This is a genomic window from Anaerobium acetethylicum (assembly GCF_900096945.1).
In the GTDB taxonomy this organism is placed as follows: Bacteria; Bacillota; Clostridia; order Lachnospirales; family Lachnospiraceae; genus Anaerobium; species Anaerobium acetethylicum.
On the sequence record NZ_FMKA01000028.1, the window covers coordinates 32,399 to 46,715 of the forward strand.

At 39.5% G+C, this 14,317-nt stretch carries 14 protein-coding genes and 1 pseudogene; 14 read left to right on the forward strand and 1 reads right to left on the reverse strand.

Annotation, left to right across the window (positions count from 1 at the left end; translation table 11 throughout):
• The first annotated feature begins 40 nt into the window (after window positions 1-40).
• The 5 genes and pseudogenes from garD (at window position 41) to BJR36_RS15670 (ending at window position 4,850) form a co-directional block, all read left to right on the forward strand.
• Entirely contained in the window at window positions 41-1,573 is a 1,533-nt protein-coding gene (garD, locus tag BJR36_RS15650; protein WP_091236094.1) for a galactarate dehydratase, read from the forward strand.
• A 29-nt stretch (window positions 1,574-1,602) separates the two neighbouring features.
• On the forward strand, window positions 1,603-2,523 hold the full coding sequence (gene garR, locus BJR36_RS15655; protein ID WP_278276595.1) for a 2-hydroxy-3-oxopropionate reductase: 921 nt from the start codon (window positions 1,603-1,605) through the stop codon (window positions 2,521-2,523).
• Window positions 2,524-2,536: 13 nt separating this feature from the next.
• Window positions 2,537-3,433, forward strand: coding sequence for a 4-hydroxy-tetrahydrodipicolinate synthase (dapA, locus tag BJR36_RS15660; RefSeq protein ID WP_091236100.1), 897 nt, complete (start codon window positions 2,537-2,539; stop codon window positions 3,431-3,433).
• Window positions 3,434-3,771: 338 nt separating this feature from the next.
• Window positions 3,772-4,089, forward strand: a pseudogene (locus BJR36_RS15665) (23S rRNA (uracil(1939)-C(5))-methyltransferase RlmD); the annotation flags it as partial.
• Between the two features lie 230 nt (window positions 4,090-4,319).
• Complete coding sequence (locus BJR36_RS15670) at window positions 4,320-4,850, forward strand: hypothetical protein (RefSeq protein ID WP_091236102.1); 531 nt, start codon at window positions 4,320-4,322, stop codon at window positions 4,848-4,850.
• Window positions 4,851-4,875: 25 nt separating this feature from the next.
• Here the strand turns inward: BJR36_RS15670 and BJR36_RS15675 are convergent, their stop codons facing one another.
• Window positions 4,876-5,229, reverse strand: a complete 354-nt coding sequence (locus tag BJR36_RS15675; RefSeq protein ID WP_091236104.1) for a winged helix-turn-helix transcriptional regulator — start codon at window positions 5,227-5,229, stop codon at window positions 4,876-4,878.
• 147 nt (window positions 5,230-5,376) lie between these two features.
• Here BJR36_RS15675 and BJR36_RS15680 point away from each other — a divergent pair, with 147 nt between their 5' ends.
• From BJR36_RS15680 to BJR36_RS15720, 9 genes are all read left to right on the forward strand, one after another.
• On the forward strand, window positions 5,377-5,889 hold the full coding sequence (locus BJR36_RS15680; protein ID WP_091236106.1) for a nitroreductase family protein: 513 nt from the start codon (window positions 5,377-5,379) through the stop codon (window positions 5,887-5,889).
• Window positions 5,890-6,167: 278 nt separating this feature from the next.
• On the forward strand, window positions 6,168-6,800 hold the full coding sequence (locus tag BJR36_RS15685) for a flavodoxin family protein (protein ID WP_091236110.1): 633 nt from the start codon (window positions 6,168-6,170) through the stop codon (window positions 6,798-6,800).
• Between the two features lie 376 nt (window positions 6,801-7,176).
• A complete protein-coding gene (locus tag BJR36_RS15690; protein ID WP_091236112.1) occupies window positions 7,177-7,755 on the forward strand; it encodes a YdeI/OmpD-associated family protein in 579 nt (192 codons plus the stop codon).
• Between the two features lie 261 nt (window positions 7,756-8,016).
• Window positions 8,017-8,700 (forward strand): response regulator transcription factor, encoded by a 684-nt coding sequence (locus tag BJR36_RS15695; protein ID WP_091236114.1) that lies wholly within the window; start codon window positions 8,017-8,019, stop codon window positions 8,698-8,700.
• Window positions 8,697-9,686, forward strand: coding sequence for a sensor histidine kinase (locus BJR36_RS15700; RefSeq protein ID WP_091236116.1), 990 nt, complete (start codon window positions 8,697-8,699; stop codon window positions 9,684-9,686). The genes BJR36_RS15695 and BJR36_RS15700 overlap by 4 nt, the downstream gene beginning before the upstream one ends.
• A 109-nt stretch (window positions 9,687-9,795) precedes the next feature.
• Window positions 9,796-10,560 carry an ABC transporter ATP-binding protein gene (locus tag BJR36_RS15705; protein WP_091236118.1) on the forward strand — a complete coding sequence of 255 codons (765 nt, stop codon included), beginning with the start codon at window positions 9,796-9,798 and terminating at the stop codon, window positions 10,558-10,560.
• On the forward strand, window positions 10,557-12,590 hold the full coding sequence (locus tag BJR36_RS15710) for an ABC transporter permease (protein ID WP_091236120.1): 2,034 nt from the start codon (window positions 10,557-10,559) through the stop codon (window positions 12,588-12,590). Before BJR36_RS15705 ends, BJR36_RS15710 begins: the two co-directional genes overlap by 4 nt.
• A 130-nt stretch (window positions 12,591-12,720) precedes the next feature.
• Entirely contained in the window at window positions 12,721-12,966 is a 246-nt protein-coding gene (gene rhuM, locus BJR36_RS20995; RefSeq protein ID WP_330387960.1) for a RhuM family protein, read from the forward strand.
• 94 nt (window positions 12,967-13,060) lie between these two features.
• On the forward strand, window positions 13,061-14,218 hold the full coding sequence (locus tag BJR36_RS15720) for an MFS transporter (protein WP_242875618.1): 1,158 nt from the start codon (window positions 13,061-13,063) through the stop codon (window positions 14,216-14,218).
• The last annotated feature ends 99 nt before the right edge of the window (window positions 14,219-14,317 follow it).

Below are 14,317 nucleotides of genomic sequence, written 5' to 3' on the forward strand. Positions count from 1 at the left end.
AAAACATCAAAAACACAAGAAATTAAATAAAGGAGGAAAAATGGATAAAGTGTTAGAAATCAGCCCGCTATTTATTCGAATCAATGATGCAGATAATGTGGCGATTGCAGTAAAAGACATACCAGCAGGAGCAAAAGTGGCGGAGGGAATTATTACCAATATGGAAATTCCACAAGCGCATAAAGTTGCATTGGAAGATATCAATGTTGGTGAATCTGTTGTGCGATATGGGATGATTCTAGGTTTCGCAAAGGAGTCAATCAAATGTGGTGACTGGATTAATGAATTTGCGCTTGAATTACCGAAACCACCGAATATTGATGAAATGGAATACGGAAAAAACATTGATACAGAACTTCCTAAAGCGCCAAGAAGAACATTCGAAGGCTTTCGCAATCCAGATGGTGGATATGCAGGAACTAGGAATATTCTTGGAATCAGCTCAACCGTTCAATGTGTAACAGGAGTTTTAAATGTAGCAGTTCAGAAAATGAAAGAAGAATTATTGCCCAAATATCCAAATGTGGATGATATTGTTCCAATCAACCATGCTTATGGATGTGGGGTGGCAATCAATGCTTCGGAAGCAAATATTCCGATTCGTACATTGAGAAATCTTATAAAAAACCCTAATTTTGGTGGGCAGATAATGGTTGTGGGACTTGGCTGTGAAAAACTGACAGTTGATATGCTCTTGGAAGAAACGGATATCAACCCAAATAACGTAATTATTCTTCAAGAGCAGGAAGGTTTTGACGCTATGATTAAGGCGCTCATGAAAATGGCAGATATGAAATTGCAGATTCTGAATGAAAGAATAAGAGAACCTCTTCCGCTATCTGATCTATGTATAGGACTGCAATGCGGAGGAAGCGATGCATTTTCTGGTGTTACTGCTAACCCATCAGCTGGATATGCATCGGATATGTTGGTAGAAGCTGGTGCAACAGTAATGTTTTCGGAGGTTACAGAGGTACGTGATGGCGTTCACTATATTGCAGAACGATGTATAAATAAAGAGGTCTGCGATAAATTGTCAAAAGAAATGAAATGGTATGATAACTATTTGTCAGAAAGTGAAGTGGATCGAAGCGCTAACCCAACACCGGGAAACAAAAAAGGCGGGCTTTGTAATATTGTTGAAAAGGCAATGGGATCTATTACAAAATCGGGAACATCGCCTATCGTAGAAGTGCTATCGCCAGCAGAGCGTCCAACAAAACATGGAATGATATATGCGGCAACTCCAGCTAGCGATATTGTCTGTGGTCCTTGCCAACTTGCATCAGGAATAGCGTTACAGGTATTTATGACAGGTAGAGGTACCCCGTATGGTTTGGCAGCAGCCCCAGTTATCAAAGTATGCTCCCGAAGTGAGATGAAACAGATGTGGGGGGATCTGATTGATGTAAATGCAGGACTAATAGCTACAGGTGATGCATCTATAAAAGAAATTGGAACAGAGCTATTCGATTATATTTTAGATGTAGCGAGTGGAAAGATGCGGACTGCAGCTGAGAAGTATAAGCTTTATAATGACGTTTGTATCTTTAACCCGGCACCAATTACGTAAAAGTAGTATTAAATAAAAATAGCAATAAAATAAAATGGAAAAATCAGGAGGAGGTTAAAATGAAATTAGGATTTATCGGGTTAGGGATTATGGGAAAACCAATGAGTAAAAATCTAATTAAAGCAGGACATGAATTAGTAGTATTTGACGTTAATAAGAGTGCAATTGATGAATTGGTTGTTGCTGGCGCAATTGCAGCAAAAAGCGGAGCAGATGTAGCTTCGCAGTGTGATACGATCATCACAATGCTTCCAAATTCTCCACATATACATTCAGCAGTTTTTGGTGAGAATGGAATCGCAGAAACAGCAAAAGCAGGAACAGTTCTGATTGACATGAGTTCCATTGATCCAGTTGTAAGCAAAAATATGGGAGCTCAATTGGAAGAGAAAGGTATTGAAATGTTGGATGCTCCTGTATCTGGCGGAGAACCAAAAGCAGTTGATGGAACACTTTCTGTAATGGTTGGAGGAAAGAAAGATTTATTCGACAAATATTATGATATATTAATGAATATGGCAAGTTCAGTTGTATATGTTGGAGAGCTTGGCTCTGGTAATGTTGCAAAACTTGCTAACCAGATTGTTGTTGCTGTAAATATTGCAGCAGTTGCAGAGGCTTTAACATTCGCAAAAAAAGCAGGAACAGATCCAGAATTAGTATACCAGGCAATACGTGGTGGCCTTGCAGGATCAACAGTTATGGATGTAAAGGCACCAATGATGTTGGAAGGAAACTATAAACCAGGATTCCGTATTGAGCTTCATATCAAAGATCTTAACAATGCATTAAATGCAGCACATTCTATCAACTCACCAGTGCCTCTTACCGCACAGATGATGGAAGTTATGCAATTTTTAAAATCAGAAGGTCATGACAAAGATGACCATGACAGCATTGTAAAATATTATGAGAAAATTGCCGGAACAAGCATTGTAAAAGAAAAATAGGGAGAATAATATTATGAGTAATTTTGTACCAAAAGGAATTATTCCTCCGATTGTAACCCCATTTACCCTTGAAGGAAAAGTAGATTACGACAGATTAAGAGAAATGGTTGATTTCCTGATAGATAATGGTGTTCATGGACTGTTTCCAATGGGAACAACCGGTGAATTTTATGCAGTATCAGATGAGGAATACCGGGAAATCCTCATGACAGTGAAGGATCAGACCAAAGGCAGGGTTCCGGTTTATGGTGGTGCAAGCCATATCACAACCCGTGGAGTAATACGCTTACTAAAAATCTGTGAAGATGTTGGTATGGATGCAGTATCTGTATTGACTCCGATGTTTGTGTCTCAGACACAGGATGAACTTTATACATATTACAAAACTGTTGCAGAAAGTACATCTCTTCCAATTATTATGTATAATAACAAACCAAAAACCAATGTTACCATCGAGCCCACAACTGTTGCAAGACTTTCAGAGATTGTTAATATTATTGGTGTAAAAGACAGCACTGGTGATATGACAAATACAGCTGAGTATATCCGACTTACAAGAGGAAATGATAATTTCCATGTGCTGATGGGTAGAGATACACTGATTCATGCAGCTCTATGCTATGGAGCAACAGGAGCAATCGCAAGTTGTGCGAATGTAGCACCGAGAGTCTGCGCAGATATTTATGATAAATATATGGCGGGTGATGTGAAGGGGTCGCTGGAAGCTCAGTATTTGCTAGCGCCACTTCGTATCGCTTGTGGAATGGGAACTTTTCCGGCAGTAATTAAAGAAGGTTTAGAACAGCAGGGAATCCATGTAGGAAAATGTTTGGATCCAATTGCAGAATTGAAAACCGAAGAAAAAGAAAGACTGCATAGGGTTTTGATGGATATGGGGCTTGTATTCTGAAGAAATTGAAACACCTGTTTCACAGTTCAATAAGAAACAATTATGTGATTATATTATCAGTAATGGAGAATATGCTGCACAGTAATTACTGAAAATAGCAGTCGCATACCGTTTTACATATAGCCGCTATACAGGAAATCCAGAAGTTAAAAATGGATTTTAACGAATATGAGCTACAAACTGGAATCCCTCAGCTATAGTTGGTAAATCAAACTAATTTGCATAAATTTAAATTTATAATTGGGATGTAGAAATTTATGAATGTACTATATAATGATAAAAGGGTGTAAAACCGACACTATATATAGTAGTCCGCCATGAAGTATAATACGGAAATCTCGACGCATGTTGAGACGGTTGTTCTTTTGTCCCAACAAAAACCGAGTGATCGAATTTAGGTTGATTTGGACTTGGATGAGTTGGATGTGACATCAGCTGAGAGCAAAGCGACCTATGCGGAGATAAAGGAATATGTATTGAAAGAGAATGGGCTTAAGGTTTCTAATCTGTATATTTCACAGGTGAAAAGAAAATGTGGATTAGAGGTTGGGGAGAATTATAATCTTGCTAAGTCGAAGGATGCGAAGCAACCGAATTGTCCTGAAGAGAAGGAAAGGGCAATAGTGGATGCATTGAAGCATTTTTGGATGATGTAGATTGTAGTAGTTAAGCAATATATGGAATAGTAAATAAGATTTGGTGTTGCAACCTTGTAAGTGTAATTGTAAGGTTGACAGCACCTTTTTTGTTGTCTTCTTTTTTAAAATCATCCTGCAAATCTTATGAAAGTTAAAAAAGGTTATTTACAAATTACTTTTTATGAGTATAATAGAATTATAAAAGGTAATTATATAATTACCAAAACATAATCAAGGAGGAATTCACAATGAAACAACTATCATGGAAAAGCAATATTAAACACGCTAAATTAGAGTATCTAATTAAGGAATTAGATCCAACGCAAGACTTAAGCAGAGGTGGAATTACTAACAGAGCAATTGTTGCAGCTAATGACATGACTAAGGCTATGTCGAAAGAAGAAAAAGGAAACTGGTGGGAAAAGGTGGCAAAAAAAATACCAGAACTAAATAATTTTAAGATTGAGTTATCAGTTCCGACAGCAATGCAAGTAAAACTAGATGATGAGAATGAAGAAATATTTGAGGTAATAAGTGAAAACATAAAGAAAGCTCTTGGACTTGAAGTTTTACAAACTCAGTATGAAATTCAAATTTTATGGATGAATTATTATTCATGGTTAAAAGAAAAAGCAATAAAAGTGGGGAGTGAGAAAGAAGAAGATATAACGGGACCAGAGATGGTGAAAAGACTTGTCCAAATTCTTCTTCTAAATAGAGAATCAGATGTAGAAATAATAGAAGAAATAAAAACAGCGTTACTGCAATGGGAGGAATAGTCGATGAAACAGCCTTTTAATATCATTATATTTTGCTGGCATTGGTTTTGTGGTCATCGCCCCATTTATAAAGACCATTTAATGCAGGAATTAGTTCTTTTCCCAAATCAGTAAGTTCATATGTAACAGATGGGGGAACCGATCCATCGGATTTGCGAAGAACAATAGAATCTTGTTCTAATTCGCGTAGACATCTAGTGAGAACAGTGTTTGTCACACCTTTTAAATGTCGTTTCAGTTCGTTATAGTGAAGAATCTCGTAATGTGCCAGATGCCATAATACAGGAATTTTCCATTTTGCGCCTATGAGTGACATTGCATAAACAATGGAGCATTTTTCTTCATATGGATTTTCGAATTCGGATTTCTTTTTTGCCATAATAATCTTTCCTTCACATTTTACTTTAAGAAACAAAAAAGTGCGTACTTGTACAAATGTTTCTATTTGATATACTTATCCTATCAACAAACAAGAGAAAAATCAATATGTTATTGCGATAAGAATTTCTTATCAGATGGAGGTAAAATGGAATTTAAAAAATTAGCAGAAGAACGTTATTCATGTAGAAGTTTTTTGAAACAGAAAGTGGAATCAGAGAAAATAGAAACATTGCTTGATGTGATTCATACAGCTCCAAGTGCAGAGAATCATCAGCCAATTCGCGTATGGGTGATTAAGAGTGATGAAAAATTGGAAGATATCAAGGAAATCACAAAATATCACTATAATGCACCGCTTACCATTGCAATAGGTTTTGTCCCAGGGGAAGCGTGGATAAGAGAAAGTGACCAAAAAGATATGGGAATTGTTGATGCTAGTATTGTAGCAACTTCAGTTTGGTTTGAAGCAGCAGACCTAGGATTAGGATGTGTATGGGTATCATCATTTGATACAGAAAAACAAAAAGAATGTTTCCCCGAAATGGCAGAATGTGAAATGGTTGCATTCATGCAAATAGGGTATCCAGATCCAAATGGTAAAAAGGCAAAGTGGCATTATGACAAAAAGGAAAGATCTGAGATGTTTTTTGAAATGTAGGAGATAAAGGTAGGGTAAGCGTAATGGTTACTCGCTTAGAAAGTGCATGATAAGGCTAGCCCATTTTCCTTGAATGAGCCTTTGAGCCGTTGTAAATGGGCATATTTTTTGTTGAACCATAAATAACCTCCTCGTGGTATTTTTGATGATACTTAGTATGTTTCATAATCATACTTGTAAATCTATTTTACAGGATATAAAATTGAACTGTGATATTTTATTGAACTATTATGGCGCATAAAAGTAATTTTTCAAATATGATACAAGGAGAATAGAAAATGAAGGTACTCGCAATAAATTGTAGTCCACGAAAAAACTGGAATACCGCACAATTACTTAAATCAGCACTGGAGGGAGCAAAATCTGTTGGTGCAGAAGTCGAATATATTGATTTGTATGATTTGAATTTTGCTGGGTGCAGAAGCTGTATGCTTTGCAAAAGAAAAGGTGCAGAAAGATGTCATTGCTATTGGAAAGACGAGCTTTCACCTGTCATAGATAAGGTCTTTTCAGCAAATGTACTCTTTATTGGTACTCCAATATATTTAGGAAGACCTACAAGTCAGTATTTTGCATTTATGGAAAGACTGCATTTTTCTTCGCTTTCTTATGACGATTACAGTAACTATTTTAAGGGAAATGTAAATGTTGGAATGTTTATTACGATGAATGCAACGAAAGAATTTTACGATAAACTTTACAAGGCAAAATTTGAATCCTATGCCGATGACTTCAAGGCATTAAACGGAGAAGTCAGCTTGTATCCTTGTTACAATACGCTACAAGTAAAGGATTATTCAAAGTTCAATATGGCTAGTTTTAATGAGGAAGAAAAGAAGAAAGTTCATGACGAACACTTTTCTATAGATTTGGAAAATGCATATAATCTTGGCGTACGGTTGAATAGATAAATTCCAATTTATCTATGGATATATTTCCACAAACAGAAAGAAGTCAATGGATATGTTCCCATAAACGAGAGTTGCCATTTGACGTACTTACTATCCTCTCGAGCCATGTGGAGACTGTAGTATTGATGTCAAAGATCGAAAAGTAAATACAGGATGTTGAGATACGGGTCTTCTGGAAACAGAAGGCCTTATTTGCTGTGGCGAACACTTGACAGTATGTATTATAATAAATTATCTGAATTTTGTAATTTGTTGAATTACCAGAGTGGTCGTATGTTAAAGAATAATGTAGAAATAGATGTGAAAGTAAAATGTATGGAATAGGGCATCACTCATGCGCAGCTTGCAGAGGGATTTAGTTCGTGGGGAAAGAAAAATGGAGCCTTTAAAAACTATTTATACAAGTGAAAGAACGAAGTGGAGGGAATGGCTTGCAGAAAACTTCGAAAAAGAAGAGGAAATATGGTTTGTGTTCCCAATGAAAGAGTCAGGAGAGAAAGGCCTTTCCTATAACGACACAGTAGAAGAGGCGCTCTGCTTCGGCTGGATTGACAGTACTATAAAGAACATGGATTCATTGCACAGAGCTCAGCGTTTTTCACCAAGGAGAAAAGGCAGTGGATATTCCAGGGCAAATATTGAAAGGCTGATTTGGCTTGAAAGCCAAGGGATGATTCACCCGAATGTCAGGGAGAGCGTTCTTGAAGTAATCAAAGTCCCTTACGAATTTCCCGAGGATATTCTTGAGGCAATAAGGAGCGAAAAAAAGGCTTGGGATAACTATCAAAAATTCCCGGAAGAATACAAGAGGATTCGTATTGCCTATATTGATGCGGCGAGGAAGCGTCCCCTGGAGTTTAAGAAACGCCTGGAAAACTTTATAAGTAAAACAAAGGAAAACAAACTTATTGGGTATGGAGGAATCGACAAATACTTCAAAAAAAGAGTTGAATAAGCTCAATGTGAGAGAATATACAAAGGTTTTAAAATTGGGTATGATAGAATATAAAAGAATATTTTTAATTTGGACTGAAGAAAAATGCATTATTCATATTACTCGTCTATTATGAAGAAGAGTGATTCATATGAAGTAGGAAAGTGCGGACTTGAAGCCGGAGAAAGCTATAATAAGCCAGAAAATTAAACAGTAATTGAGAATAATTTGCGCAGAACCTGCCTTAAAAAGGCAGGCTCTGCGTCTGACGGAGGAAATAATATGACATACCGAATTTTTATTGTAGAAGATGACGAAGGAATTGCTGGCGCCGTTGAAACCTGCGTTTCCGGCTGGGGCATGCAGGCAGAAACGGTGCACGATTTCCGTGCTGTTATGGCAGAATTCGCAGATTTCCAGCCGCACCTTGTCCTGTTGGATATCACGCTTCCGTTTATGGGCGGCTACCACTGGTGCCAGGAAATACGTAAAGTCAGCTCGGTGCCGATCATATTCATTTCCTCTGCATCGGACAGTATGAACATCATCATGGCGATGAATATGGGGGCGGATGATTTTATTGCCAAGCCATTCGACAGGAATGTACTGATTGCCAAAATTCAGGCGATTCTCCGCCGTACCTACGATTTCGGAAATTCCGCGCCGGTCCTTGAACATAACGGAGCCATGCTGAATACCGGAGACAATTCTCTTGCTTTTGACGGAGACAAGATAGACCTTTCTAAAAATGAATACCGCATTTTGCTGACACTGATGCAGAATAAAGGCAAGGTCGTCAGCCGGGAAAAGCTGATGGAAGCACTGTGGGAAACTGACAGCTTCGTGGATGAAAACACGCTGACAGTCAATGTCGGCAGACTCCGAAAAAAACTGGATGCGGCGGGACTTGAGAACTTTATTGTTACAAAATTCGGTGTGGGATATATCCTGGGTGATTACAGATGAAACTGATTTTTAAGTATCTCAAATACAAGCGAAAAATAATTGTTGCTTTTTTACTGTTCGTCACTCTGTTTGTGGTGTCGTTTTATCTTTATCACCTGCCGCTGAAAGCCGTTTTGTATCCAGCGGCACTTTGCACGCTTGCGGGGATCATGCTTCTGACTGCTGATTTCATCTCAGTACACAAGAAGCATAATGATCTTGTATATCTGCAGAGATTGAGCGCAGAGCTGATTGATGCTTTGCCGGACCCTGATTCCATATTTGAAGAGGACTATGGCAGGATGGTGGATTGTCTGTGCCGGCAGCAAAAAGAACAGGCGGAGCTGTCTGCAGTGAAATACACCAATATGCTGGATTACTACACCGTATGGGCACACCAGATCAAAACTCCCATCGCTGCTATGCGGCTGAATTTGCAAAATGAAGATTCGGCATTTTCAAGAAAATTACAGAATGATCTGAGCCGTATTGATCAATATGTTAACATGGTACTGACTTTTTTGCGCCTGGATTCGGAAAGCACGGATTATCTGATCAAAGAATACGATCTTGATGGCATCGTTCGTCCGACTGTGAAAAAGTATTCTGGTGAATTTATTGGCAAAAAACTGAAGCTGAATTATTCGGAACTGAATGCAACTGTCCTGACTGATGAGAAATGGCTTTCTTTTGTGGTAGAACAGGTGCTTTCAAATGCGGTGAAATACACATCTTGCGGCGGTATCTCCATCTATATGGAGGAACCTGAAACACTTTGTATTCGGGACACTGGAATAGGCATTTCTCCGGAAGACCTGCCACGTGTTTTTGAGAATGGGTATACCGGCTTTAACGGTAGGACTGATAAAAGAGCCAGTGGTATAGGGCTTTATTTATGCAGACGTATATGCAGTAACCTTGGCCATCATATTTCTGCGGAATCGGAAGCAGGCGTCGGAACAGTCATTCGAATCAGTTTTGACAGGAACAAGCTGGATACCCGGTAAATGTGACAGAATTGTTAGGTTTTACGGTCAGACTGTAAGCTGATTCGATGGAGCGGATCGGCTTGTTATCTTATAATATCCCTGTAATAAACAGAAAGGGGACTAATATATGAGCTTACTTGAAGTAAAGAACCTAAAAAAGGTCTATAAAACACGCTTCGGCGGCAATGAGGTCGAGGCACTGAAAAATGTGAATTTTAGTGTGGAAGAAGGTGAATATGTCGCTATTATGGGGGAATCGGGCAGTGGTAAAACAACACTGCTGAATATTCTTGCTTCCCTGGATAAGCCAACTTCAGGGACTGTACTCCTGGATGGCAATGATTTCTCAAAAATCAAAGAATCTGCTGTTGCTGAGTTTCGCCGTGATCATCTTGGCTTTGTGTTCCAGGATTTTAATCTGCTGGATACCTTTACACTGGAGGATAACATCTATCTCCCGCTTGTACTGGCCGGAAAAAGTTATTCAGAAATGAATGCTCGCCTGAATCCGATCGTCGAACAGCTTGGGATTTCCGGCCTGTTGAAAAAATATCCTTATGAGGTTTCCGGCGGACAGAAGCAGCGTGCGGCAGTTGCCCGTGCTCTGATTACAGAGCCGAGGATCATCCTTGCCGACGAACCGACCGGTGCGCTGGATTCCAAGGCAACTGATGAGCTTCTCCGTCTTTTCAGAAAGATCAATCAGCAGGGGCAGACGATTCTTCTTGTGACCCACTCCATAAAAGCTGCCAGTCATGCTTCCCGTGTGCTTTTTATCAGGGATGGTGAAGTTTTCCACCAGATATACAGGGGTGAAAATACCAGTGAACAGCTGTACCAGAAAATCTCCGATACTCTGACATTACTGGCACAAGGCGGTGACAGAAGATGAAAGCAGGTTTTTATTCAAAGCTGGCGATTGATGGCATCCGGAAAAACCGCCGAATGTACCTGCCATATCTGCTGACTTGCGTGCTTATGGTGGCGATGTTCTATATTCTTGCATATCTTTCAAATGCACCTTTTATGGAATACATGCCTGGCAGCGCGTCACTGCAAAGTGTGATGAATCTTGGCAGTTTTGTAATTGCTGCTTTTGCAGTGATTTTTCTGTTTTACACAAATTCCTTTTTGCTTCGGCGCCGCAAGAAAGAATTCGGCTTGTTTAATATTTTAGGTATGGATAAGCACAGTATCAGCCGGATCCTGTTCTGGGAAACATTAATTATAGCCGGACTTTCCCTGATTGGAGGTCTTGGCTTTGGAATCGCTCTTTCAAAGCTTGCCGAGCTTGGACTGACCAATATTATTGGAGGGGATGTTTCGTATGAGTTTACTGTGCCGGGTCTTGTTGTGCGTAATACGTCGATCATATTCGCCATATTGTTTTTCCTGATTTATCTGAATGCGGTCCGACATGTACGGTTCTCCAATCCTGTGGAGCTGATTCGCAGCGAAAATGTGGGAGAAAAGCCACCAAAGGCAAACTGGTTTCCTGGCATCCTCGGAGTCTTGATTTTAGGCGCTGCGTATTACCTTGCAGTCAGCATAGAAAATCCAGTGGATGCGCTAGTTTGGTTCTTTGTTGCCGTGATCCTGGTCATCGTAGGGACTTATCTGATTTTCATTGCAGGCTCTGTGCTGCTTTGCCGTATTCTCCAGAAAAACAGGAGATATTATTATAAGAAGAACCATTTTATTTCGGTTTCTTCAATGGCTTACCGCATGAAGAACAATGGAGCCGGCCTTGCTTCCATCTGTATCCTGCTGACCATGGTCCTGGTGATGATCTCCTCCACCACCTGTCTCTATTTCGGTAAAGAGGACAGCTTACACAGCCGTTATCCCCGTGACATTTCTGCACGTATAGATTTTGAACATATTGAGCAGGCAAAAGAAGACAACATTTCTCTGGTGCGTGATACCATTGATAAGACTGTCAGAGAAAACAATGTAAATATGTCAAATGTCTGGGACTACAGAGAATCGCAGGTTTCCGGCATGCTGAGAGATGGAAATGTGGAGGTGAATGCGGATGACACACTTTCTGTGAATTACGATGAACTTGTTACGGTGCATTTCATTCCACTGGAAGACTATAATCGAATGATAGGCAAAAACACTATTCTTAGTGAGGGAGAAGCACTTGCGTTTTCTGTGAAAATTAGTAATCTGCCCGAATACAGGACCGTCGGCGGTGTAAAGCTGCATGTTGTTGAAAGGCTTGCTTCACTGCCCATAGACGCAACATCCACAGCAGAGATGATCCCGAATCTATATCTGGTCGTACCGGACCTTGATAAAACGCTTGCTTCACTTTCGGAACTTGTGGATTCCAACGGGAACCGGATGCTCATTACTTCCTGGTATTACGGATTTGATACCGATATTGAAGTGGCAGGGCAAATTGATATGCGTAACGATATCAGAGAGGATCTTGGACAGATGAACGAAGGAGATCAGGGAGGCTTCACTTCCTACTCCTGTGAAAGCATAGCAGCAGAACGTGATGATTTCTACGGTACCTATGGCGGTTTATTCTTCCTTGGGATCATGCTCAGTATCGTGTTCCTTGTTGCCGCTGTGCTGATTATCTATTACAAACAGATTTCCGAAGGCTACGAGGATCAGTCCCGCTTTGATATTATGCAAAAGGTCGGCATGACGAAGCAGGACATTCGTAAAAGCATCAATTCACAGATGTTGACGGTGTTTTATCTGCCTATTATATTTGCGGTGATCCATCTCGGTTTTGCATTCCCGATGATCCGAAAACTGCTGTTACTGTTTGGCCTAAATAATCTGATACTACTACTGACAACAACAGGAATCAGCATTGTTATCATCGCCTTCTTTTATGCAGTTGTATACCGAATGACATCCAATGCATATTATTCCATTGTCAGCGGGGCAAGAGAATAAGACTGCGATAGTTTAGAATATAGGATAGCTGTTGTGGTAAAATAAAGATGGTTTTAAACAGATGTATTCGTTACTATTGGGGTGTTAGGGTTACAAAATTCCAAGTAAGAAACTTTCTACCGATATTGATTTGGTTTTTGAAAGGGTAATACCAGGTGCATACAATAATCTTGATGTTATCATTTCAGTAGGATACCGTGTAAAATCAAAAAGAGGTGTTGCGTTTCGAAAATGGGCAAATAGTGTGTTAAAGCAATACATAATGCAAGGATATGCTGTAAATCATAAACGTATTAAGGATTTAGGAGAAGTGATACGTATTATGAAGAGGACAGAGAATGATAGTCTGGTACCTGACACCATAAACTGCATTTAATGGTGTCAGGTACCGAAATAATCGTAGAATAGAGGAACCAGTAAATATGGCACAAATAATAAAAGCGCAGCGAAAGCATCCGCTAATTGAATTATTGAAAAAGAATAAAGGAAATCCAAGAACTCTGATTTTGATGGAGCCTCTCTGGGGCATTCCGTATAACCTGATTGCACCTTTTGCTACATTGTATATGTACACGCAAGGGATAACGGACGTTCAAATAGGACTGATTCTGTCGATTGCGATGTTTGTTCAGGTGATTGTTTCCTTCTTTGGAGGTATAGTCACTGATAAGCTTGGACGCAAAGTTACAACCATGATGGGTGATTTCTTTGGATGGGGGATTGCCTGCCTGGTTTGGGCTGTTTCGGGCAATTTCTGGCTCTTTTTAATTGCATTTTTATTTAACAGTTTTGAGCAGGTCAACCAGACGGCATGGTTTTGCTTATTGATTGAAGATGCAGATTCCGAGGATTTATTGGGAATATATACCTGGATAAGCATTGGCGGTCTGGTTGCAATCTTTTTTGCACCAATTTCAGGATTGCTGATCAATTCCTTCACTGTGGTTCCGGTTGTCCGTGTTTTATATGTTGTTTTCGCTGTAAATATGATGATCAAGGTGATTATTACTTTTCGGCATTGTGAGGAAACCAGGCAGGGTAAGATTCGTATGGAAAAGACGAAAGGCATCTCTGTGTTACAGATGCTGTTTGAATACAAGAATCTGATTCTCAAAGTGCTAAAGAATAAAGAGATCATGAAAGTGCTTTTTGTCTCAGTGATTTTACATATAACGAATCTTGTCAGTACCAACTTTTTCAGCTTATATGTAACGCAAAGACTAGGCATAGCAGAGCGTTACCTGGCTTTTTTTCCTATTTTGAATGCATCTGTGATGTTGATTTTCATGATTGGAATACAGCACCGTCTGGAATCTGTTAAATTCCGGATACCTATGTGGATAGGCCTGGTACTGTATGCTGCATGCTCGATTCTTCTGATCGTTGCTCCGATCGGCAGTATACCATTTATTATCATCTATGTTTTTGTCGCGGCGGTAGCCAGTGCGCTTGTAATGCCTCGTAAAGATGCCTTGCTCCAGCTGAATATTGATCCAAAGGAGCGGGCACGTATTAATTCTTTGATTATGTCTTTTACCATTGCTTTTGCTTCACCATTTGGCTACTTTGCCGGATGGTTATCAAGTGTTGACCGCCGCTTCCCATTCGTGTTTATATTTGCTATTTAGTGTTTGCTGATTAAATCGCTTCCGATTGAAAATCAGCAGGTCTTTTCCACAAATTTTGTACCAGCAAAAAAAGTGCAAAAAGTATTCGTGCCTGAATCT

Coding starts and splice junctions, on each gene's coding strand:
- garD (WP_091236094.1), top strand. CDS start 41: ATGGATAAAGTGTTAGAAATCAGCCCGCTATTTATTCGAATCAATGAT.
- dapA (WP_091236100.1), top strand. CDS start 2,537: ATGAGTAATTTTGTACCAAAAGGAATTATTCCTCCGATTGTAACCCCA.
- BJR36_RS15670 (WP_091236102.1), top strand. CDS start 4,320: ATGAAACAACTATCATGGAAAAGCAATATTAAACACGCTAAATTAGAG.
- BJR36_RS15675 (WP_091236104.1), bottom strand. CDS start 5,229: ATGGCAAAAAAGAAATCCGAATTCGAAAATCCATATGAAGAAAAATGC.
- BJR36_RS15680 (WP_091236106.1), top strand. CDS start 5,377: ATGGAATTTAAAAAATTAGCAGAAGAACGTTATTCATGTAGAAGTTTT.
- BJR36_RS15685 (WP_091236110.1), top strand. CDS start 6,168: ATGAAGGTACTCGCAATAAATTGTAGTCCACGAAAAAACTGGAATACC.
- BJR36_RS15690 (WP_091236112.1), top strand. CDS start 7,177: ATGGAGCCTTTAAAAACTATTTATACAAGTGAAAGAACGAAGTGGAGG.
- BJR36_RS15695 (WP_091236114.1), top strand. CDS start 8,017: ATGACATACCGAATTTTTATTGTAGAAGATGACGAAGGAATTGCTGGC.
- BJR36_RS15700 (WP_091236116.1), top strand. CDS start 8,697: ATGAAACTGATTTTTAAGTATCTCAAATACAAGCGAAAAATAATTGTT.
- BJR36_RS15705 (WP_091236118.1), top strand. CDS start 9,796: ATGAGCTTACTTGAAGTAAAGAACCTAAAAAAGGTCTATAAAACACGC.
- BJR36_RS15710 (WP_091236120.1), top strand. CDS start 10,557: ATGAAAGCAGGTTTTTATTCAAAGCTGGCGATTGATGGCATCCGGAAA.